Below are 21,081 nucleotides of genomic sequence, written 5' to 3' on the forward strand. Positions count from 1 at the left end.
CATGAGTATTGAAATCCGCGACATCAGCAAGCGATTCGGTGAATTCCAGGCGCTGCGCAACGTCAACCTCGACGTCGAATCGGGGGAACTGGTCGCGCTGCTCGGCCCGTCGGGCTGCGGCAAGACCACGTTGTTGCGCATCATCGCGGGCCTGGAAACGGCCGACGCCGGCAGCATCCTCTTTTCAGGCGAAGACACCACCGACGTGCATGTGCGCGAGCGGCAGGTCGGCTTCGTGTTTCAGCATTACGCGCTGTTCCGTCACATGACGGTCTTCGAGAACGTGGCCTTCGGATTGCGCGTCAAGCCGCGCAGCACGCGCCCGGCCGAAGCCAAGATCAAGGAGAAGGTGATGGACCTTCTCAAGCTGGTGCAGCTCGATTGGCTGGCCGACCGCTATCCGTCGCAGTTGTCGGGCGGCCAGCGCCAGCGCATTGCGCTGGCCCGTGCGCTCGCGGTCGAACCCAAGGTGCTGCTGCTCGACGAACCCTTCGGCGCGCTCGACGCCAAGGTGCGCAAGGAGTTGCGCCGCTGGCTGCGCCGCCTGCACGACGAGCTGCACGTGACCAGCATTTTCGTGACGCACGATCAGGAAGAAGCGCTCGAAGTGGCCGATCGCGTGGTGGTCATCAACAAGGGGCAGATCGAGCAGGTCGGCTCGCCGCAGGACGTCTGGGACAAGCCCGCCAGCCCCTTCGTCTACGGTTTTCTCGGTGACGTCAATCTGTTCCATGGCCGCGCCGACCACGGCGAAGTTCAGCTCGACGGCATGCGCTTCGATGCGCCCGAACACAGCGGCGCCCGCGATGCCAAGGCGCTGGCGTATGTCCGGCCGCATGACCTGAGCGTCGCGCGCTACACGCCGGGTGCCGCTGGAATCGTCGCGACGCTGACGCGAGCCATCGTGGTCGGACCGACCGCGCGGCTGGAACTTGAACCCGTCGAATCGAATCCGGATAATCCGGGCTCCGGAACCATCATCGAAGCGCAACTTCCTGCGCAACAGTTCCGGGACTTGGGTTTGCAAGAGGGCGACACGGTCGTCGCCACGCCGCGCAAGGCCAAGGTGTTCGTTGAAGAAGACTGGGTTTCCCCTTGATCGATTGGTACTTCGGCGCACCGCGCCGCGCCTATGCGCTGATTTGCCTGGCCTGCGTTGCGATGCTGGCCTTTGGCCTGTACCTGCAGCACGTGGTCGGCCTCGAGCCGTGCCCGATGTGCATCGTGCAGCGATACGCGCTGGTGCTGGTGGCGTTGTTCTCGGCGCTGGCGGCCGCGACGAACAAGAAGGGCGTGCAGGTCGCCGGCGGCCTGTTGATGCTGCTGTCTACGCTGGCCGGTGGCTACACCGCGGCGCAACAGAGCTGGTTGCAGTGGTATCCGCCCGAAGTGGTTTCCTGCGGCCGCGACTTCTACGGAATGATCGAGACCTTTCCGCTGAAGCGCGCACTGCCGATGATCTTTCGCGGCGGTGGCGATTGCTCGCAGATCGACTGGACCTTTCTGAAGCTGTCGATCGCCAACTGGTCGTTCATCGCGTTCGTGGGCTTCACGGTGCTTGCCCTGATATTGCTGGCCCGCCGCGGCGGGCCGCGTGCTTACAGCGGCAGGGTGTCGAAGGCGGCGTAAGCCGTCGCAAGCCACGCCTTCACGCGCTGGCGTTCCAGCAGGCCCAGCGCGTGCGGGCCTTCGCGGTCGTTGACCGCTTTCCAGAAGCTGCTGTTCTGCGCGTCGATCTTGCGCATGCTCGCGTCGTGCAGGCGTGGCATCGCGATGACCAAGGCGCTGTGCTGCCTTGCCTTCGACAGCGACTGCGATGCCAGCAACATGCCGAAGTCGCTGCCGCGGCCGTAGTTCTGCACCACGATGTAGTTGGGGCGGTCGCCGAAGGTGTCGATCAGCGTGCCGAGCAGGTCGGTCGAGTCCTTGCCGTCGTCCAGCACATGCCAAAAGTTGACGGTCACGCCGATGTCCTTGAAGACATCGAAAAGCGCCGATTCCTTGATCCAGCGTGACAGCGGTGCCAGCGTCTGCGCCGCCAGGTCGACGATCACGTTTTGCTTCGGGTTGTGCTCGAAGCCGTTGACCACCGTGTCGAGGCCTTCGAAGCTGTCGACCACGACGGGCGACGCAAAGCCTTCGTAGAAGCGGGTGAATGAGCTGTGGGAGCGGTCGGTGTCGAAGCCGACGAAGGGGCGACTGTGGTCGATGAAGTACTGCGCGAGCACCCGTGCCGTGACCGACTTGCCGACGCCGCCTTTTTCGCCGCCGATGAAATTGATGGAGCTCATGGGTGTGCCTGGAAAAGTTGGGGTTAGGGGGTGGAGCAAGGCTTTATTTTAGAGGCCGAAGCGACATGGCTTCAGGGCCTGGCCATCGCAAAGAATGGCCCGAGGCTGCCGAGAATCCAGTTCTGGCTGAAGTCGAGCGCGGCACGTCGGTACTTCTCGTCGGCCTGCGCCGCCATCAGGTCGAGTCGCGCCGTCACCTTGGAGAGCTCACGGTCGGCCACCAGGTTGCGACCACGCTCGCTGATCTCGGTGGCAAGCAGCAAAGGCTGGCCGTCCGGACCGGTCTTCGAGCCGAGTAACCACAGCGAAATTTCGATGTTGCGGGCTGCTCGGTAGGCGTTCTCGGCATTGACGCCATCGATCATCGTTTGTTCCCAGGTGTCGCCGTTGGCCTGCTTCAACATGGAGGCCCAGCCAATCACCAACGCCGCCACCCGGTCGCCCGTGTAAGGCTGCGGCGTGGTCTCGAAGCCGAGCCGGATCGCGTCGATGCCTCTTGCGCCTTTCAACTCAGGCAACGGCTTGTCCTGCATCACCGCGTCCCATGTGCGCTGGATGGCGTCGTCGGCGCTCGGCGCCCATTTGCGCCACTCGCGCGGGTTGCGACGGTACAGGCTGAGTTGCACGCGACGGATCGATTGCAGGTTGTCGCGCAGCGCCAGGTTGGCGACGCGATTGGCGCCGGTCTGCATCCACTCCTGTCCGCCGTACGGCTCGGCGCGCTGGGTCGAATTGAAGCTGCTGCAACCGGCCAGAACCAGCGACAACGCCGTGACGGCCAGCATCGCGGAGCGACGCGCTGAAAGGGGTGTCTTTGGGAGTTCTCTCATGGGTGCGCACGTTATCATCGACCTTCCGGGTAGCAGCGCGCAACCTCGCGTTTTTCCTTACAAATCAACACCTTGGCACCCAGGCCAACACGTCGTGCGTCTCAATTCAATCAAGCTTTCAGGCTTCAAGTCGTTCGCCGAACCCACCAACTTTTTGCTGCCAGGCCAACTCGTGGGCGTCGTCGGTCCCAACGGCTGCGGCAAGTCGAACATCATGGATGCGGTGCGCTGGGTGCTCGGCGAATCGCGTGCGTCGGAGTTGCGCGGCGAATCGATGCAGGACGTGATTTTCAACGGCACCACGACCCGCAAGCAGGCCAGCCGTTCGAGCGTTGAGCTGGTGTTCGACAACGCCGACCATCGCGCCGGCGGCCAGTGGGCGCAGTTCACCGAGATCGCGGTCAAGCGCGTGCTCACCCGTGACGGCACCAGCAGCTACTACATCAACAACCAGCCGGTGCGCCGGCGCGACGTGCAGGACGTGTTCCTCGGTACCGGGCTCGGACCGCGTGCCTACGCCATCATCGGCCAGGGCACGATCAGCCGGATCATCGAGTCGAAACCCGAAGAGTTGCGCCTGTTCCTCGAAGAAGCTGCCGGTGTATCTAAGTACAAGGAGCGCCGCCGCGAGACCGAGAACCGCCTGGGCGACACGCGAGAAAACCTGACTCGTGTCGAAGACATCCTGCGCGAACTCAATGCCAATCTCGAGCGCCTCGAAAAGCAGGCAGAGGTCGCGGCGCGCTACAACCAGCTGCAGGGCGATGCCACCCGAAAGCAACATCAGCTGTGGTTTTTGAAGCGAACCGAAAGCGAAGCGGACCAAGCCAAGGTCAAGGCCGACGCGGCCAAGGCAGTCAACGATCTCGAGTCGCGCATGGCCGACTTGCGGCACATCGAGGCCGAACTCGAAACCGTTCGGCAAGCGCACTATGCGGCCGGCGACCAGGTCAACCAGGCGCAGGGCAAGCTCTACGAAGCAAGCGGCGAAGTCGGCCGGCTCGAAGGGGAAATCCGCTTCGTTGTCGAAGGCCGCCAGCGCGTCGAACAGCGGCTCGTTCAACTGCGCGAGCAGATCGGGCAATGGGGCACGCGCCGCGCCGATGCGGCGGCCGAAATAGAAACGCTGGCCGACCAGGGTGTGGCGGCCGAGGAGCAGGCCATCACGCTGGCGGCGCAACTTGAAGACCACGACACGCGCCTGCCGGAGCTTGAAGAGGCACAGCAGCGTGCACAGGCCGAAGCCAACGCGCAGCGCGCCACTGTCGTGCAGGTCCAGCAGCAGATTCAGGTGCTGGCCGCAGACCAACGCAACATCGAAGACCAGTCCCGCCAACTGACGCTGCGCAGCGAAAAACTGCGCACCGACAAGAACGCGCTCGCAGCGCCCGACGAGGCGAAGCTGGGCGACCTGCAAGCACAACACGAGAGCGCACAAGAAGCCGCGACCGAAGCCGATGCTCGCTTGCAGGATCTGCAGGACAGCGTACCGCAGCTCGACGACGACCGCCGCACGCGGCAGCAAGCCGTCAACACCGAGGGCGCGCGCCAAGCCGATCTTTCGGCGCGCCTCGAAGCGTTGCGCGCACTGCAGGAGAAGGTCAAGACCGATGGCAAGCTCGCGCCGTGGCTCGCCAAGCACGGCCTCGACGGCATGCAGGGCTTGTGGAGTCGCATCCACATCGAACAGGGTTGGGAAAACGCGCTCGAATCCGCGTTGCGCGAGCGCATGGGCGCGCTCGAAGTCAGCCGGCTCGACATGGTTCGCGCCTTTGGTGCGGATGCGCCGCCGGCCAAGCTGGCCTTCTACAGCCCGCCGTCGGCCGGCGTGCCGCAAGGGCAGGGCACGTTGCCCCGATTGTCCGAGCTGCTGCGCCTCAACGATGCAGGATTGCAGGCCTTGCTGGTCGAATGGCTGCACGGTTGCTACACCGCGCAGAGCTTCGAAGAAGCGCTCGCCTTGCGCGAAAAGCTGCAGCCCGGCGACGTGGTCTACGTGAAGAGCGGCCATTCCGTTTCGCTGCACAGCGTCAGCTTTTATGCGCAGGATTCGGAGCAGGCCGGCTTGCTCGCGCGCCAGCAGGAGATCGAGAACCTGGAGCGGCAGTTGCGCGCCCAGACGCTCATCAACGAAGACGCACGCACCGCTTTGGTCCGGGCCGAAGCCGCCTATGCCGACGCCGCTTCCCGACTGGTCACCGCGCGCCGCGAAGCCGCCGAGACGCAATCGCGCGCACACGAGCTTCAGGTCGAAACGCTGCGCCTGTCGCAACTTGCCGAGCAGACCCGTGCGCGCAGCGAGCAGTTGGCCACCGACCTCGGCGAAGTCGATGCGCAACTCGATGAACTGCAGGAAAAGCGCGTGACGGCCGAGTCGCGCTTCGAGGAACTCGACATGCAGCTGGCCGACAGCCAGGAGCGGCATGCGCAACTCGACGAGTACGTGATAGAGGCGGGCAGGGCGCTCACCGCTGCGCGGGAGCAGCACCGCAGCCTGGAGCGCCAGGCACAAGAAGCCACGTTCTCGCAGCGCACGCTCGAAGCGCGGCGCGGCGAACTCAATCGCGCGATCGAAACGGCGGCGCAGCAGAACGTTGCGCTGGCCGACGAAGAAGAGCGCGCCAGGGCCGAGTTCGGCCGGCTTTCCGATGCGGCGGCGCAGGCCGGCCTGCAGGACGCGCTGTCGCTCAAGCTGGAACGCGAGACATCCCTCGGCGCCACGCGCAGCCAGTACGACGACCTCACGCTCAAGCTGCGCGCCAGCGACGAACGGCGCCTGACGCTCGAACGCGAGCTCGATCCCCTGCGTCAACGTATCACCGAATTCCAGCTGAAGGAACAGGCGGCGCGCCTCGGCTCCGAGCAATATCAGCAGCTGTTGGCCGATGCCGAAGCCGACCTCGATGCCATCGCGCTGTCGATCGAAACCGACAAGGTGCGCATCCCCGGCATGCAGGCCGAAATCGATCGGCTGCATCGCGAAGTCGCTGCCCTCGGCGCGGTCAATCTGGCAGCACTCGACGAGCTGGCGACGGCCAGCGAGCGCAAGATTTTTCTCGATGCGCAATCGGCCGACCTGAACGAAGCCATCGGCACGCTCGAAGATGCGATCCGCAAGATCGATGGCGAGACGCGCGAACTGCTCGGCGGTACGTTCAAGATCGTCAACGAGCACTTCGGCCGCATGTTCCCCGAGCTGTTTGGCGGCGGCAATGCGCGCCTCGTGATGACCGGCGACGAGATTCTGGATGCGGGCGTGCAGGTGCTGGCGCAGCCGCCAGGCAAGAAGAACCAGACCATCCATTTGTTGTCGGGCGGCGAGAAAGCGCTGACAGCGATCGCGCTGGTTTTCGCGATCTTCCAGCTCAACCCGGCGCCGTTCTGCCTTCTGGACGAAGTCGATGCACCGCTCGACGACGCCAACACCGAGCGCTATGCCAAACTCGTTACCGCCATGAGCCGCGAGACCCAGTTCCTTTTCATCAGCCACAACAAGATCGCCATGGAAATGGCCGAGCAACTGATCGGGGTGACCATGCAGGAGCAGGGCGTGTCGCGCATCGTGGCAGTCGATATGGACGCTGCGGTGTCCATGGTCGAAGCGGCTTGAAAGCGAACAGACCATGAGCAGTCTCACGATCGCGCTGGCGATTCTCGGCGGTTTGTTTCTCGCGGCCGTCATCGGCTATGACGCTTGGATGTCGCGCCGCAATTCTCCGAGGCAACCCGACAACGTCGATGGCGAGCCGTACCGCGCGACGATGCCGGCGTCGCTCTCGCCGGAAGACCCGGTGCGCTATGTCGAACCGCATCAGGTGCCTGGCAACGAGCGGCACGAGCCGTTGTTCGACCCCGATCTACCAGCGCCGGCCGCGTTACCGATTCCATCCGCGGACCGCCGCGGAGGGCTCGATCCGCTGATCGACGTCATCGCGCCGGTGTCGCTCGATGGGCTGGCGTCCGGCGATGCCGCTATTGCCGCGATGCCATCGACACGCCGTGCCGGCAGCAAGCCGGTCGCCGTCGAGGGCCTCAACGAACACACCGGCGAATGGGAGCTGCCGGCGCCGGGCCAGCGCTACGGCGCTTTCCAGGTCGGCGTGCAATTGGCCAACCGCACAGGGGCGCTGAACGAGATCGAGTATTCGGAGTTCGTCGTCAAGGCGCAGGCTTTCGCCGACGCGCTCAACGGCGCACCGGAATTTCCGGAAATGCTCGACGAGGTGGCGCGCGCTCGCGAGCTCGACCAGTTCGCCAGCGCGCACGACGCCCAACTCGGCTTCGTGCTGCGTGCGCTGCATGCTGCGTGGAGCCCCGGCTACGTGCAGCAGAACGCGGCGCGGCTCGGTTTCGTTGCCGGAATGATTCCCGGGCGCATGGTGTTGCCGACGTCGGAAGTCGGCTTGCCGCCGATCCTCGGCCTGTCATTCGACACGCAAGCCGCCCTGGCCGACGACCCGGCGCAGTCGGCCATTCGCGAACTGACACTGAGCCTCGACGTGCCCCAGGTCGACCGCGGCGAGCGTCCCTTCGAACGCATGCGGGAAGCTGCAGCGACGCTGGCGCGCGAGATGGACGGTGTGGTCACCGATGGCGACGGCCAGCTGCTGCGCGACGACACGATGGACGTGATCGGCGCCGACCTCGAGCAGCTGTACGACACGCTCGAATCGCGCGACTTGGCGGCCGGCACGCCGTTAGCACGCAGGCTGTTCAGCTAAGCCCACGGACTTTTTCGAACGACTCCCGGAGACATACGATGACGAAGCGCGATCAGGCCGCAAAGGAGGCCGAACGCGACCCCGCGAATCAAGCCGCAGCGCTGACTGAAAAGCTACGCCATCATGCGCACCTGTACTACGTGCTGGATGCGCCCGAGCTGCCCGACGCCGAGTACGACAAGCTGTTCCAGCGGCTGCAAGCGATCGAAGCCGAACATCCCGAGCTCCGAGCGCCCGATTCGCCAACGCAGCGCGTGGGCGGCAAGGTGCTCGAAGGCTTCGTCAAGATCCGCCACAGCGTGCCGATGCTGTCGATTCGCACCGAGACCGACATCACCTCGACAGGCGCCAACGCTTTCGACGCGCGCGTGCGGCGCGAACTCGGCCTGGCCGAAGACGCGGCGCAGATTGCTTATGTGTGCGAGCTCAAGTTCGACGGCCTGGCCATCAACCTGCGCTACGAACACGGCGTGCTGGTGCAGGCCGCGACGCGCGGCGACGGCGAAGTGGGTGAAGAGGTCACGCAGAACATCCGCACGGTTCAGCAGATTCCTCTGAGGCTCGCCGGCGAGGCGCCCCCGCCACCGGTGGTCGAAGTGCGCGGCGAGGTCTACATGAAGCGCGCCGATTTCGACGCGCTGAACGAGCGCCAGCGCGGGAAGATCGCGGCCGGTCAGAAGAACGAGAAAGTGTTCGTCAATCCGCGCAACGCCGCGGCCGGGGCGGTGCGGCAACTCGATCCTGCCATCGCAGCCGCCCGGCCGTTGAGCTTCTTCGCGTACGGCCTGGGTGAGGTTTCGCCACCCGAACTAGGCGGCCCCGATTGCCCGACGCAATTCGACTGGCTGCAGCAGTTTCATTCGTGGGGATTTCCGGTCGCGACGCAGACGACGCGTGCCAGCGGTGCCGCCGAACTCATCGCGTTTCACGAGAACATCGGGCGGCAGCGCGATGCCTTGCCATACGACATCGACGGTGTGGTCTACAAGGTCGACAGCGTCGAGCTCCAGCGGCGGCTGGGCTTCGTATCGCGCGAGCCGCGCTGGGCCGTGGCGCACAAGTACCCGGCACAGGAGCAGTTGACGACAGTGCAGGCGATCGAGATCCAGGTCGGGCGCACCGGCAAGCTCACGCCGGTCGCCAAGCTGGCGCCGGTGTTCGTCGGCGGCGTGACGGTAACCAATGCCACGCTGCACAACGAAGACGAAACGCGGCGCAAGGATGTGCGTGTCGGCGACACGGTGATCGTGCGCCGCGCGGGCGATGTGATTCCGGAAGTCGTGGGACTGGCGCCCGACAGCGCTGCTTTGCCGGACGACCAACGCGGCCCTGTCTTCACCATGCCGCACAAGTGCCCGATCTGCGGCTCCGACGCGGTGCGCGAAGAGGACGAAGTGGACTACCGCTGCACCGGCGGCTTGTTCTGCGCAGCCCAGCGCAAGGAAGCGATATTGCACTTCGCGGCCCGCCGCGCGGTCGAGGTCGAAGGCTTGGGCGACAAGCTGGTCGAGCAGCTGGTCGACGCCAACCTCATCCGTACCTTGCCCGATCTGTACAAGCTCGGTTTCACCACGCTGGTCGGGCTCGATCGCATGGCGGAAAAGTCGGCCAGGAACATCGTCGATGCGCTCGAAAAATCGAAAGAGACGACCTTGCCGCGCTTTTTGTTCGGGCTGGGTGTGCGGCACGTCGGCGAGAGCACCGCGAAGGATCTGGCCAAGCACTTCGGCAAGCTCGACTCGATCATGGACGCCACCGAAGCTGAGCTGCTTGAAGTGAACGATGTCGGCCCGGTGGTCGCACAAAGTTTGCGAACGTTTTTCGACCAACCTCACAACCGCGAAGTGGTCGAGCAGCTTCGCGCTTGTGGCCTGACCTGGAAAGAGGGCGAGCCCGCGCCGCGCATTGCGCTGCCGCTGGCTGGCAAGACCTTTGTCATCACCGGGACCTTGCCGACGCTGAGCCGAGACGAGGCCAAGGACAAGCTCGAAGCCGCAGGCGCCAAAGTGGCGGGCTCGGTGAGCAAGAAAACCGACTATGTCGTCGCCGGCGAAGAGGCGGGGAGCAAGCTTGAAAAGGCGCATACGCTCGGTGTCGCGGTGATCGACGAAGCGGCGATGCTCGCGCTGTTGACAAGCGCGGCATGACGTTGGCGTTCGAATGACGCGGATGTGAGGGGCGCGGATGTGAGGGCCGCGGATGTGAGAGCGCGGATGTTACGGCTGCTTTACGCAACGTTACCCAGCTTCACAAAACTCGGGTCAACAACGGCGCAGCGCTCGCGTTGGATGATTCTGACCAGGAGAACCCTCATGAAATATCTGCGCTCGATCGCCATGGCTGCTACAGCCGGCACCATGTTGCTTCTCACCGGCTGCGTGGTCGCGCCTCCGGGCTATCCCGGCTACCAGGGCTACAACGAATACGGGCAGGCGGTTTATGCCCAGCCGGGCCCGGTGGTCGCTCCAGCGCCGGCCATCTCTATCGGCATCGGGGGCTACTATCGTGGCGGCGGCTATGACCGGGGTTACTACGGCGGCCGAGGCGGGTACTACGGCCATGGCGGCTGGCGCTGACGTCCCGTTTGGTTGATCGCACATGCGAGCATCCGCTGATGGCGTCTGCACAGCCTCACGAAGCACTGTCGCCACCGTCTGGTGCATGAGGAATTCCTGATGAGAACAAGTGTTCGTATTGCAGCTGCCTGGGCTGCGGGTATCGCAGGCGCACTGGCTTTGAGCGGTTGTGCGGTCGCACCGGCCGGCTCCGTGGTGTACACCGACGCGGGCTATCCGGCCTATTCCGCTCCGTACTCCGCTCCGTATTACGCCGACCCATTTGTCGTCGCGCCGCCGGTGTATCTGGGCCTCTATGGCAACTACGGATATTCCGGCTATTACGGCGGTCGCGGCTACTACGGTGGGCGTCCGGGGTACTGGAACCGTCCCGGCGCGTATGGCCGACCGGGGTATGGTCCAAGGCCAGGCTTCACGCCGCGTCCAGGCTTCGCACCCCGACCCGGTTACGGTGGTGGTGGCCGGCCGGGCTATGGCGGCGGGCGCGGCGGCGGCGGCTTCAGGCGCTGAGCCTCGCGATAATCTCGGCATGGCCACACACGAAATTTTGAAGATGGGCGACCCCCGTTTGCTGCGCATCGCGCTGCCGGTGGACGCATTCGATACCGACGAGTTGCACCTGTTGGTGCGCGACATGTTCGAGACCATGCACTCGGTGAGTGGCGCCGGCCTGGCCGCGCCGCAGATCGGCGTCGATCAGCAGCTGGTGATCTTCGGCACTGACGCCGTGAATCCACGCTACCCGGACGCGTCGATCGTGCCGCGCACCGTCCTTGTCAATCCCGTCATCACACCGCTCGGCGATGAAGAAGAAGAGGGCTGGGAGGGCTGCCTTTCTGTGCCGGGCTTGCGCGGAGTGGTGCCGCGCTTTGCCAACATCCGCTACACCGGGTTCGATCAGTATGGCGACCCGATCGACCGCACCGTGAGCGGCTTTCATGCGCGGGTCGTCCAGCATGAGGTGGATCACTTGCTAGGCAAGCTGTACCCGATGCGCGTGCGCGACTTTTCTCGCTTCGGTTTCACCGAGGTTCTGTTTCCAGGCCTCGATGCAAGCGAAGACGACTGACTGTGCCAGCGCAGGAGACTAGTTGAAACGGCCGGTGCGGCCGCCGAGGCTCAAGCCGCCTGCGCCCAGAAAACCGACCGCTACCGCCGCCGCCAGGAACATGCCTTGCAACTCGAGTTGCCAGCCGCCTTGCTTGCTCAGCGCGCTCAGGTCGCCCATGTGCACCAGATAGATGGCGAACAACATGTTGAGTGCAATGATCCAGGCGGCGGGTCGTGTGAAGAACCCGATGAGGATGAGCGCCGGCGCAATGACTTCGCCGATATAGACGCCATAAGCCAGCAACGGCGGCAAGCCGTGTGACGTCAGCTGGCTCGAGACGAAACCGACGCCCCCTTTCAGTTTGGCGATGCCATGCAGCAGGATGAGGATCCCAAGGGCAAGGCGGAGGATCAGTTTGCCGGTGTCATCGCTTCGGGTCATTGGGTTTCTCCGTTATCAGGTTGAGGTGCGAGGATGTTAATGAACTGTGGGCCGCATCCTGCGTACACTGCGAAAAATCGCTCTCGCGCACGCTTTGGCGCACTCATTCGCACTTTTAGGCACTGATCGCAACACCATGAAAAGTATTCGTCCGACGCTCGTATCGGCTGCCGCTGCAGCGCTTTCCATCCTGGCGCTGGCCGCCTCGGTGCCAGCCTTTGCCGGCAAGACGCTCGATGCGGTGAAGGCGCGAGGCACGGTCAAGTGCGGCGTGACCAACGGCGTCGCCGGCTTTTCGGCACCGGACACGCAAGGCAACTGGTCGGGCCTCGACGTCGACAGCTGCCGCGCCATTGCGGCGGCGGTGCTGGGTGATCCCAAGAAGGTCGACTTCGTGCCGCTCAATTCGCAGCAGCGCTTTTCCGCCCTGCAGGCCGGCGAGGTCGACATCCTGGCGCGCAACACGACATGGAACCTGACGCGCGATGCCTCGCTCGGCTTCAACTTCACGACGATCAATTACTACGACGGGCAGGGCTTCCTGGTGCCGAAGAAGATCAAGGTGACGAGCGCCAAGCAACTCAAGGGGGCGACCATCTGCACGCAGTCGGGCACCACCAACGAGAAGAACGTGTCGGACTGGTTCAAGGCGCAGAACATCCCGATCAAGACCGTCGTGTTCGAAAGCTTCGAGGCCTCGTTCAAGGCCTTCTTCGCAGGCCGTTGCCAGGCCTTCACGACCGATGCCTCGGCCCTTGCCGGCCTGCGAAACAAGGAGGCGCCCAATGCCGACGACTACCTGATCCTGCCGGAACTGATCTCCAAGGAACCGCTCGCGCCACTGGTGCGCCGTGGCGACGACGAGTGGTTCGCCATCGCCAAGTGGGTGCCCAACGCGCTCATCGAGGCGGAGGAGGTCGGCATCACGCAGGCCAACATCGACACCCTCAAAACCGACAGCAAAGACCCGGCGCAGCAACGGCTGCTCGGCACCAGCGACGACCTCGGCAAGCTGCTCGGGCTCGACAAGGACTGGTCGTACCGCGCCATCAAGGCGGTCGGCAATTACGGTGAAATCTTCGAACGCAACGTCGGACCCAAGTCGGTGTTGAAGCTGCCGCGCGGCGTCAACAACCTGTGGAGCAAGGGCGGCCTGATGTACGCCCCTCCTGTCCGGTGAAGGGGGCGGCGTCCGGCCGCTGGATCGCCTGGGTCGTTCAGGCCCTGCTGCTCGCCGCCATCGCGGGCGGTGCCGTCTGGCTGGTGTTGCATGCGCTGGGCGTTTTGCGCGCACGCGGCGTGCAGTCGGGATTCGATTTTCTGCTCGACCCGGCCGGCTTCGGCATCGGTGAGGGCTGGCTCGATTTCGAGGCGGGGCAACCATACTGGCGCGCTTTTCTGGCGGGCCTGATCAACACGCTGCGCGCCGCGGTGCCGGCCTCGATCCTGGCCGTCGTGTTCGGCACGTTGATCGGCATCGGCCGGCTCGCGCCGCACGTGCTGGTGCGCGGCATCTGCGGCGCGTACGTGCAGACGCTGCGCAACATCCCGCTCCTCGTACAGATGCTGATGCTGTACTTCGCACTCACGCAGCTGCTGCCCGATTCGACCGAAGCCATCGAGCTGGTGCGCGGCGTGTGGCTCAGCAAGGACGGCCTGACGATCCCGTGGCCGGTGCGCGAGGCCGGCGCCTGGTGGCCGTCGCATTTCGATTGGCCCGAGCGCAGCAGTTTCAACGTGACTGGCGGTGCGGCACTCAGCCCGGAATACCTCACGGTGGTGATCGGGCTCGCGGCGTACACGGCCGCGTTCGTCGCGGAGATCGTGCGGGCCGGCATCGGTTCGGTCTCACAAGGTCAGAAGCTCGCTGCGCAGGCGCTCGGCCTCACGCCGCTGCAGCAACTGCGCATCGTCGTACTGCCGCAAGCGCTGCGGGTGATCGTGCCGTCGCTCACAAACCAATTGCTGAGCCTCACGAAGAACTCGTCGCTGGCGGTGGCGGTCGGCTATCCGGAGCTGATGTCGATCGCAAACACATCCTTCAACTCGACCGGCCGCACTTTCGAATGCATCGCCATCATCATGGCGGTCTACCTGGCGTTGTCGTTGTCGATCTCGGGCGCAATGAATTTTTACAACGCGCGGGTTGCGTTGCGGGGGTGGCAATGAACGACCGGATCGCCTGGCGCAGCGAACTGTTCGGCTCGCCGGTGCGAAGCGTGTTCACGGTCGTGCTGCTGGCGTTGTTCGCATGGGTCGGCGTATACGTGTTCGACTGGGCCGTGTTGCACGCGGTGTTCCGACCCGACGCCGAGGCCTGTAGAGCGGCCGGCCATCACGGTGCCTGCTGGGGCGTGATCGCCGAAAAATGGCGCCCGATTCTGTTCGGCCGCTATCCGTACGAAGACCAGTGGCGTCCCGCTGTCGCCGTTGCCGTGCTGACCGCGACGACGCTGCTGAGTGCCTGGCCGCGCAGCTGGCGCGTCTGGCTGCTGCCGCTGTGGGTCGTCACGCTGGTGGTTTTCGTGGTGCTGATGCGCGGTGGCTGGCTCGGCCTTGTCTACGTGCCGACCAGCCGTTGGGGTGGCCTTCCGCTGACCATCAGCCTGGCGGTCGTCAGTCTGGCGCTGGCATTTCCGCTGGCGTTGCTGCTGGCTTTGGGGCGCCGCTCCCAATGGCCTGTGGTGCGCACCTTGAGCGCTACCTATATCGAGCTGGTGCGCGGCGTGCCGTTGATCTCGGTGTTGTTCATGGCGTCGTTTTTGCTGCCGCTGCTGTGGCCTTCGGGATGGCAGCCCGACGTGCTGGTGCGCGTGCTGGCTGGCCTGGCGTTGTTCGTCGCCGCCTACTTGGCGGAGATCATCCGTGGTGGACTGCAGGCGGTGCCGCGCGGACAGACCGATGTCGCGATGGCGCTGGGCTTCGGCCGCTGGCCGGTACAGCGTGACATCATCCTGCCGCAAGCGCTGCGACTGGTCGTTCCTGCCCTGACCAACAGCGTGGTCGGCACGTTGAAAGACACCTCGCTCGTGACCATCGTCGGCTTGTTCGAACTGACCGGCGCGCTGGGCCTGGCGCTCGGCGGTGATACGACCTGGCGGCCGTTTTACCTCGAAGGCTACCTGTTCCTGGCCGCGGTCTACTGGGTGCTGTGCTTCAGCCTGTCGCGCTACAGCGCGTGGCTGGAACGCCGGCTGTCAACGGGGCGCGACTGACGCGCCAGGCGCAGTGTCTGCGCGGCGTCCGATTCGGTCTGTTCAGTCGCCCAGCGCCTGGTCCACCACCGTCTGCGCCTCACCCAGAATCCGCTGCAAATGCGCTTCACCCAGGAAGCTCTCGCCGTAGATCTTGTAGATGTTCTCGGTGCCCGAAGGCCGCGCCGCAAACCAGCCGTTCTCGGTCATGACCTTGACGCCGCCCAACGCTGCGCCGTTGCCCGGTGCGTTGCTCAAGACGTTCACGACTTTTTCCCCGGCCAGTTGCGTGGAGGTGATCTGCGCTGGCGACAACGTCGACAGGCGCTTCTTTTGCGCCGGCGTGGCGGCCGCATCGACTCGATCAGACACCGGCTTGCCGAGCGCGGCGGTCAACTCGGCATAGCGCTCGCCCGGGTCGCGCCCGGTCTGCGCCTTGATCTCGCCAGAGAGCAGGGCGGCGATGAGTCCGTCCTTGTCGGTCGTCCAGACCGCGCCATCGCGACGCAGAAAGGTCGCGCCGGCGCTCTCTTCGCCGCCGAAGCCGAGCGAACCGTCGACCAGTCCGTCGACGAACCACTTGAAGCCGACCGGCACCTCGTACACCTTGCGGCCCACGCTGGCAGCCACGCGGTCGATCATGCTGCTGCTGACCAGCGTCTTGCCGACGGACGCCGATGCCGACCAGTGCGGGCGGTGCGTGAAGAGGTAATCGACCATCACCGCCAGGTAACTGTTCGGCTGCATCAGGCCCGACGTGCGCGTGACGATGCCGTGACGGTCGTGGTCGGTGTCGCAGGCGAAGATGATCGGAAAGCGCTCCTTGTGTTCCACCAGGCTGTGCATCGCGTAGGGCGACGACGGGTCCATGCGGATGCGCCCGTCCCAGTCGAGCGACATGAAGCGAAACCGCGGGTCGACCTCGGGGTTGAGCACTGTCAGCTTGAGCTTGTAGCGCGCGCCGATGGCCGCCCAGTAGTTGACGCCGGCACCGCCGAGCGGGTCGACGCCCATCTCGACTTCGGCACCGCGGATGGCGTCCATGTCGATCACGCTGGCGAGGTCTTCGACGTAATTGTTGAGGAAGTCGTGGCGATGCGTGGTCGATGCTTTAAGCGCCTGCGCCAGCGGCATCCGCTTCACGCCGGCAAGTCCGTTGGCCAGCATCGCGTTGGCTGCAGCCTCGACCGCCGACGTGATGTCGGTGCCGGCCGGTCCCCCGTTCGGCGGGTTGTATTTGAAGCCGCCACTCTCGGGCGGATTGTGCGAGGGCGACACCACGATACCGTCGGCCAGCCCGCTGCCCGGGCCGATTTTTCGACCGCGGTTGTACACCAGGATGGCGTGCGACACGGCCGGCGTCGGCGTGTACTCGTCGTCTTTCGACAGCATCAGCTCGACGCCATTCGCGGCCAGCACTTCCACCGCACTGGCGAAAGCCGGCGTCGACAGCGCATGCGTGTCGATGCCCAGAAACAAAGGGCCGTCGATGCCCTTTTGCTTCCGAAAGTCGCAGATGGCCTGCGTGATCGCCAGCACATGCCACTCGTTGAACGAGTCGTCGAAAGACGAGCCGCGATGGCCCGAAGTACCGAAGGCGACGCGCTGCGCCGCCACCGACGCATCGGGCCGGCCGCTGTAGTAGGCCGAGATGAGCCGCGGCACATTGACCAGCGATGCGTACGGTGCCGGCTGGCCGGCGAGGGGGCTGATCTTCTGGCTCATGTCATGTCTCCGGTCATGTCTCCGGCAAAGCCGGCCACTGGTAGTCGACGAGATCGCCGATGCGCTCGACGGTGATGTCGGCGGCCGCATAGGCGGCAAGGGCTTGCGTGTCGAGCGCGTAATGGCCCTGGCGCACGAAAACGGTGGTCAGGCGCGCACCCCAAACGGCCTTCATGGCCGACAGGATGCGCAGCTTGTCGTCGATCATCACGTAGTGCCGGGCAGGGTAGGCGGCGGCGATGGCGTCCAGCATCTGCTCTTTGTGCACGTAGATCAGGACGCGGCCTTCGACGGCGTCCCAGAGCGCAGCCTGTTGCACTTTGCGCGGTTGAAAGACGACATCGCCGTCCGACACGATGGCGACAGGGCCGCGTTGCCGAAGCGCCTTCAGCGCATCCAGTGCGCCCGGATACACACGGTCGGCGAACGGATAGTCGATCAGGTAGCCGGACATCAGCAGCAAGCGCGAGTCCTTCATGCCACGCAGGCTCTCGTCGTTGCGATAGTGCTGCAGCGCGCCGAGGTAATCGACGTAGCCAAGCTCGGTCCGCAGCGTTTCCAGCGTTTCCCAGTAACGATCGGCGCTGGCCATGCCGAAGGCCTCTTCGAGATGTTGCCGCAGGTCGGCAATGATCCGGTCGTTGTCGAGCAGCGTGTTGTCGACATCGATGAGGTAGACGGTGTCGGTGGGCTCGGTCATCGAAAAAACTCCGGAATGTTCGGTGGCTGATCAGGGCGCGAGCGCTTCGAGCAACTCGGTCTGGATGGCCAGCTGGGCGCGCTGGCCCTGCAGCTCGGGGCCGCTGATCAAAAAGCTGTCTTCCACCCGCTCGCCCAGGGTCGTAACCTTGGCAAGTTGCAGATTCAGGTGATGGTGCGCCAGTACCCGTGCCACCGAATACAACAGGCCTGCACGGTCACTCGCCGAGATGTTGAGAACCCAGCGCTGCGCCTTGTCGTCCGGCACCAGGCTGATGCGCGGGTTGATTGGAAAGCTGCGCACGCGGCGCGACACGCGGCCCTTGCTCGGCGCGGGCAGCGGTCCGGTTTCTTCGAGCGCCTTGGCGAGGCCCGTCTCGACCATGCTCATCAGGTCGCGGTAGTGCTCCGGCGCGAAGGCGGTCACGATCTGGAAGGTATCGAGCGCGTAGCCGTTGCTCGTGGTGTGGACCTTGGCGTCGATGATGCTGAACGACGACTGGTCGAAGTAGCCGCAGATGCGCACGAACAGATCGGGCTGGTCGGGCGTGTACACGACCACCTGCAGTCCCTCGCCGATGGGCGACAGCCGAGCCCGCACGATGGGCTGCGTCGACGGATCGATCGGCACCCCGCGCATCGGCACGTGACGCGACAGCTGCTTGGCATGCCAGGCAATTTCCGACGCGTCGTGCCGCATGAAGTAGCCGACGTCGAGCGTCTCCCACAGAGCCTTGTGCGATTCGAAACGCTCCGCATACAAAGCCAGTTGCACCAGGGCGTCGTGCTTGCGCGCTTCGATCTCGGCACCCGCATCCGGCATGTGGCCGCCGAGCGTACGCAGCGTGGCGCGGTACAGGTCTTCGAGCAGCTTGCCTTTCCACGCGTTCCAGACACGCGGCGAGGTGCCGCGGATGTCGGCGATGGTCAGCAGGTAGAGGCCGGTCAGGTAACGCTCGCTGCCGACACGCTTGGCGAAAGCGCCGATGACTTCCGCGTCGCTCAGGTCCTGCTTTTGCGCGACCGTGCTCATGGTCAGGTGCTCGGTCACCAGAAATTCGATGAGCTTCGTGTCTTCGCGGCCGATGTCGTGCTGCTGGCAAAAACGCCGCACGTCGCGCGCACCGAGCGTGGAGTGATCGCCGCCGCGGCCCTTGGCGATGTCGTGGTACAAGGCCGCCACATAGAGCACCCACGGCTTGTCCCAGCCGGCCGCGAGCTGCGAACAAAACGGGTACTCGTGCGCGTGCTCGGCCACGAAAAAGCGCCTTACGTTGCGCAGCACCATGAGGATGTGCTGATCGACCGTGTAGACGTGGAACAGGTCGTGCTGCATCTGCCCGACGATGCTCCGGAACACGCGCAGGTAGCGGCCCAGCACCGACGTCTGGTTCATCAGCCGCATCGCGTGCGTGATGCCGCGCGGCTCCAGCAGCATGCGCATGAAGGTGATGTGATTCACCCGGTCGTTGCGAAACTTGCTGTCCATGACGCGGCGCGCGTTGTACAGCGCCCGCAGCGTGCGCGGCGAAAGGCCGTTCACTCCGATGGTCTTCTGATACAGCAGGAACGTTTCGAGAATCGCGTGCGGATCGCGCTGGTACAGGTCGTCGCTGGCGATCTCGATCAACCCGCCTTTCTCGAAGAAGCGGTCGTTGATACGGGTTGGCTGATCGGCCTGCGGCTGCAGTCGCTCGGCGATGTTGAGCAGCATGATCTGGTTCAGCTGCGTCACCGCCTTGGCCGCCCAGTAATAGCGCCGCATCAACGCCTCGCTGGCCTTGCGCTGCGAAATGCCCTCGTAGCCGAAGGTGGCTGCCACGGCCGTCTGCAAGTCGAACACCAGCCGGTCTTCGCGCCGGTTGGCGATCACGTGAAGGCGCGCGCGAATCAGGCTGAGCAGCGCCTCGTTGCGCTTGATCTGCTGAACTTCGAAAACGGTCGCCAAGCCGCTTTTGGCGAGGTCGTCCCAGCGACTGCCGAAGCCGGCCGCCTTTGTCATCCACAGAATGGTCTGCAGGTCGCGCAGCCCTCCCGGCGATTCCTTGCAGTTGGGTTCCAGCGCGTAGGGCGTGTTGTCGTACTTTTGATGCCGATGCCGCATTTCTTGCGACTTGGCAGCGAAGAAAGCCTGCGGGTCGATGGCCGCCGTGAAGCGTTTGCGAAAGCTGGTGTAGAGCTTCTTGTCGCCGGCGATCAGCCGCGATTCGAGCAGCGACGTCTGCACCGTGACGTCTTTTTCGGCCTCACCCAAGCATTCGTCGATGGTGCGAACGCTCGACCCGATCTCGAGACCGGCATCCCAGCAGCGGCCGATAAAAGCCTCGATGCGGCCGGGGTCGATGGAGTCGGCATGGCTGGCCGGCAGCAACAACAGCACATCGACGTCGGAATACGGAAAGAGCTCGCCGCGACCGAAACCGCCGACGGCTGCCAGCACCAGCTCATTGCCGAAATCAGCGTCTTGCCAGAGCATGCGCAGCGTCTCGTCGGCCAATGCCGACAGCTGGCGCAACACACCGTGCACGCTGCGAGTCGGTGCACGGGCAAAGCGCAGCGTGTCGAACAGGGCGAGCTTGTCTGCGCGATACGACTCGCGCAGCATCCCCACGTCGATGTTCGGAGCTTCGATCACACCATGTCGGTCGAACGGGCTGTCATCGATCAGGTTTTGGTGGCGGTGACGAACGAAGGCGGCGGCGGGCTGCCGGCCGACAGAGTCAGCACCTCGTAGCCGGTTTCGGTCACCAGCACCGAATGCTCCCACTGGGCCGACAGCGAATGATCGCGCGTGACGATGGTCCAGCCGTCGTACTGGCCGGCCTTGGCGTCTTCCTTGATGTCGCGCTTGCCGGCGTTGATCATCGGCTCGATGGTGAAGATCATGCCGGGCTTGAGTTCTTCCATGGTGCCGGGGCGGCCATAGTGCAGCACCTGCGGTTCTTCATGAAAGTGCCGGCCGACACCGTGTCCGCAAAACTCGCGGACGATCGAGAAACCATGCCCTTCAGCGAACTTCTGAATGGCGTGCCCGACGTCTCCCAAATGCGCGCCGGGACGCACCTGCAGGATGCCGTGCCACATCGCGTCGTAGGTGATGGCGCACAGGCGCTTGGCCGCGATCGACGCGTCGCCGATCACGAACATCCGGCTGTTGTCACCGAACCAACCGTCCTTGACGACGGTGACGTCGATGTTCATGACGTCGCCCTTCTTGAGGGGCTTGTCGTTCGGGATGCCGTGGCAGACCACGTGATTGACCGAGGTACACAGCGATTTAGGGAAGGGCACGCTGCTGGCGCCCATGTAGCCGACTGTCGCGGAGGTGGTGCCTTGCTCGACCATGTACTCGGCCGCCAGGCGGTCGATTTCGTTGGTCGTGATGCCGGGCTGAATGAAGGGCGTGAGGTAGTCCAGCACCTCGGAGCCCAGCCTGCCGGCCACGCGCATCGCGGCAATGCCTTCGGCGTTGTTGTAGGTAATGCTCATGCCTCAATTATCCCATCGGCCCCCCGTTAAACTTGAAGGCTCATGCGGATGGCCCCAGTCAGCG

General features: G+C 64.6%; 18 protein-coding genes. 11 read left to right on the forward strand and 7 right to left on the reverse strand.

Annotation, left to right across the window (positions count from 1 at the left end; genetic code table 11):
- Position 1: 1 nt before the first annotated feature.
- Entirely contained in the window at positions 2-1,099 is a 1,098-nt protein-coding gene (locus tag QN413_RS06990; protein ID WP_323495895.1) for a sulfate ABC transporter ATP-binding protein, read from the forward strand.
- Positions 1,096-1,629 (forward strand): disulfide bond formation protein B, encoded by a 534-nt coding sequence (locus tag QN413_RS06995; protein ID WP_323495897.1) that lies wholly within the window; start codon positions 1,096-1,098, stop codon positions 1,627-1,629. The genes QN413_RS06990 and QN413_RS06995 overlap by 4 nt, the downstream gene beginning before the upstream one ends.
- Here QN413_RS06995 and QN413_RS07000 read toward each other — a convergent pair.
- Both QN413_RS07000 and QN413_RS07005 read right to left on the reverse strand, forming a co-directional pair.
- Positions 1,599-2,291 (reverse strand): mobilization protein, encoded by a 693-nt coding sequence (locus tag QN413_RS07000; RefSeq protein ID WP_187051812.1) that lies wholly within the window; start codon positions 2,289-2,291, stop codon positions 1,599-1,601. The two genes, QN413_RS06995 and QN413_RS07000, sit on opposite strands and share 31 nt — an antisense overlap.
- A 71-nt stretch (positions 2,292-2,362) precedes the next feature.
- Positions 2,363-3,121, reverse strand: a complete 759-nt coding sequence (locus QN413_RS07005; RefSeq protein ID WP_323495898.1) for a hypothetical protein — start codon at positions 3,119-3,121, stop codon at positions 2,363-2,365.
- A gap of 94 nt (positions 3,122-3,215) precedes the next feature.
- Here QN413_RS07005 and smc point away from each other — a divergent pair, with 94 nt between their 5' ends.
- The 6 genes from smc (at position 3,216) to def (ending at position 11,487) form a co-directional block, all read left to right on the forward strand.
- The gene (gene smc, locus QN413_RS07010; protein WP_323495899.1) at positions 3,216-6,731 is read left to right on the forward strand and encodes a chromosome segregation protein SMC; all 3,516 of its coding nucleotides are present in this window, start codon (positions 3,216-3,218) and stop codon (positions 6,729-6,731) included.
- Positions 6,732-6,744: 13 nt separating this feature from the next.
- Positions 6,745-7,842, forward strand: a complete 1,098-nt coding sequence (locus QN413_RS07015; protein ID WP_323495900.1) for a cell division protein ZipA C-terminal FtsZ-binding domain-containing protein — start codon at positions 6,745-6,747, stop codon at positions 7,840-7,842.
- A gap of 38 nt (positions 7,843-7,880) precedes the next feature.
- Complete coding sequence (ligA, locus tag QN413_RS07020) at positions 7,881-9,989, forward strand: NAD-dependent DNA ligase LigA (protein WP_323495901.1); 2,109 nt, start codon at positions 7,881-7,883, stop codon at positions 9,987-9,989.
- Positions 9,990-10,154: 165 nt separating this feature from the next.
- A complete protein-coding gene (locus tag QN413_RS07025) occupies positions 10,155-10,418 on the forward strand; it encodes a hypothetical protein (protein WP_323495902.1) in 264 nt (87 codons plus the stop codon).
- A 99-nt stretch (positions 10,419-10,517) separates the two neighbouring features.
- Positions 10,518-10,928 carry a hypothetical protein gene (locus QN413_RS07030; protein WP_323495903.1) on the forward strand — a complete coding sequence of 137 codons (411 nt, stop codon included), beginning with the start codon at positions 10,518-10,520 and terminating at the stop codon, positions 10,926-10,928.
- 19 nt (positions 10,929-10,947) lie between these two features.
- A complete protein-coding gene (def, locus tag QN413_RS07035; RefSeq protein WP_323495904.1) occupies positions 10,948-11,487 on the forward strand; it encodes a peptide deformylase in 540 nt (179 codons plus the stop codon).
- An 18-nt stretch (positions 11,488-11,505) separates the two neighbouring features.
- Here the strand turns inward: def and QN413_RS07040 are convergent, their stop codons facing one another.
- Positions 11,506-11,910, reverse strand: coding sequence for a DoxX family protein (locus tag QN413_RS07040; protein WP_323495905.1), 405 nt, complete (start codon positions 11,908-11,910; stop codon positions 11,506-11,508).
- A 136-nt stretch (positions 11,911-12,046) separates the two neighbouring features.
- Between QN413_RS07040 and QN413_RS07045 the strand changes: the two genes are divergently transcribed.
- Genes QN413_RS07045 through QN413_RS07055 form a run of 3 tightly spaced genes read left to right on the forward strand, consistent with a single transcriptional unit; the run spans position 12,047 to position 15,125 of the window.
- Positions 12,047-13,090: an amino acid ABC transporter substrate-binding protein gene (locus QN413_RS07045; RefSeq protein WP_323495906.1), complete on the forward strand. Its 1,044-nt coding sequence runs from the start codon at positions 12,047-12,049 to the stop codon at positions 13,088-13,090.
- Positions 13,087-14,079 carry an amino acid ABC transporter permease gene (locus QN413_RS07050; protein WP_187051831.1) on the forward strand — a complete coding sequence of 331 codons (993 nt, stop codon included), beginning with the start codon at positions 13,087-13,089 and terminating at the stop codon, positions 14,077-14,079. Before QN413_RS07045 ends, QN413_RS07050 begins: the two co-directional genes overlap by 4 nt.
- On the forward strand, positions 14,076-15,125 hold the full coding sequence (locus QN413_RS07055; RefSeq protein ID WP_323495907.1) for an amino acid ABC transporter permease: 1,050 nt from the start codon (positions 14,076-14,078) through the stop codon (positions 15,123-15,125). Before QN413_RS07050 ends, QN413_RS07055 begins: the two co-directional genes overlap by 4 nt.
- Positions 15,126-15,167: 42 nt before the next feature.
- On the opposite strand, the gene pgm is transcribed toward QN413_RS07055, so the two are convergent.
- Genes pgm through map form a run of 4 tightly spaced genes read right to left on the reverse strand, consistent with a single transcriptional unit; the run spans position 15,168 to position 21,017 of the window.
- Positions 15,168-16,829, reverse strand: coding sequence for a phosphoglucomutase (alpha-D-glucose-1,6-bisphosphate-dependent) (gene pgm / locus QN413_RS07060; RefSeq protein WP_323495908.1), 1,662 nt, complete (start codon positions 16,827-16,829; stop codon positions 15,168-15,170).
- Positions 16,830-16,842: 13 nt separating this feature from the next.
- Complete coding sequence (locus QN413_RS07065) at positions 16,843-17,529, reverse strand: HAD family hydrolase (protein WP_323495909.1); 687 nt, start codon at positions 17,527-17,529, stop codon at positions 16,843-16,845.
- A gap of 30 nt (positions 17,530-17,559) precedes the next feature.
- On the reverse strand, positions 17,560-20,163 hold the full coding sequence (locus QN413_RS07070; protein ID WP_323495910.1) for a [protein-PII] uridylyltransferase: 2,604 nt from the start codon (positions 20,161-20,163) through the stop codon (positions 17,560-17,562).
- A 29-nt stretch (positions 20,164-20,192) separates the two neighbouring features.
- Positions 20,193-21,017: a type I methionyl aminopeptidase gene (gene map, locus QN413_RS07075; protein ID WP_323495911.1), complete on the reverse strand. Its 825-nt coding sequence runs from the start codon at positions 21,015-21,017 to the stop codon at positions 20,193-20,195.
- Between the last annotated feature and the right edge of the window lie 64 nt (positions 21,018-21,081).

The sequence above is a fragment of the Variovorax sp. LG9.2 genome, assembly GCF_035018885.1.
Classification (GTDB): domain Bacteria; phylum Pseudomonadota; class Gammaproteobacteria; order Burkholderiales; family Burkholderiaceae_C; genus Variovorax.

Excerpts from the sequence above, each read along its gene's own strand:
- QN413_RS06990 (WP_323495895.1), top strand. The coding sequence starts at position 2 with ATGAGTATTGAAATCCGCGACATCAGCAAGCGATTCGGTGAATTCCAG.
- QN413_RS07000 (WP_187051812.1), bottom strand. The coding sequence starts at position 2,291 with ATGAGCTCCATCAATTTCATCGGCGGCGAAAAAGGCGGCGTCGGCAAG.
- QN413_RS07005 (WP_323495898.1), bottom strand. The coding sequence starts at position 3,121 with ATGAGAGAACTCCCAAAGACACCCCTTTCAGCGCGTCGCTCCGCGATG.
- QN413_RS07015 (WP_323495900.1), top strand. The coding sequence starts at position 6,745 with ATGAGCAGTCTCACGATCGCGCTGGCGATTCTCGGCGGTTTGTTTCTC.
- ligA (WP_323495901.1), top strand. The coding sequence starts at position 7,881 with ATGACGAAGCGCGATCAGGCCGCAAAGGAGGCCGAACGCGACCCCGCG.
- QN413_RS07025 (WP_323495902.1), top strand. The coding sequence starts at position 10,155 with ATGAAATATCTGCGCTCGATCGCCATGGCTGCTACAGCCGGCACCATG.
- QN413_RS07030 (WP_323495903.1), top strand. The coding sequence starts at position 10,518 with ATGAGAACAAGTGTTCGTATTGCAGCTGCCTGGGCTGCGGGTATCGCA.
- def (WP_323495904.1), top strand. The coding sequence starts at position 10,948 with ATGGCCACACACGAAATTTTGAAGATGGGCGACCCCCGTTTGCTGCGC.
- QN413_RS07040 (WP_323495905.1), bottom strand. The coding sequence starts at position 11,910 with ATGACCCGAAGCGATGACACCGGCAAACTGATCCTCCGCCTTGCCCTT.
- QN413_RS07045 (WP_323495906.1), top strand. The coding sequence starts at position 12,047 with ATGAAAAGTATTCGTCCGACGCTCGTATCGGCTGCCGCTGCAGCGCTT.
- QN413_RS07055 (WP_323495907.1), top strand. The coding sequence starts at position 14,076 with ATGAACGACCGGATCGCCTGGCGCAGCGAACTGTTCGGCTCGCCGGTG.
- pgm (WP_323495908.1), bottom strand. The coding sequence starts at position 16,829 with ATGAGCCAGAAGATCAGCCCCCTCGCCGGCCAGCCGGCACCGTACGCA.
- QN413_RS07065 (WP_323495909.1), bottom strand. The coding sequence starts at position 17,529 with ATGACCGAGCCCACCGACACCGTCTACCTCATCGATGTCGACAACACG.
- map (WP_323495911.1), bottom strand. The coding sequence starts at position 21,017 with ATGAGCATTACCTACAACAACGCCGAAGGCATTGCCGCGATGCGCGTG.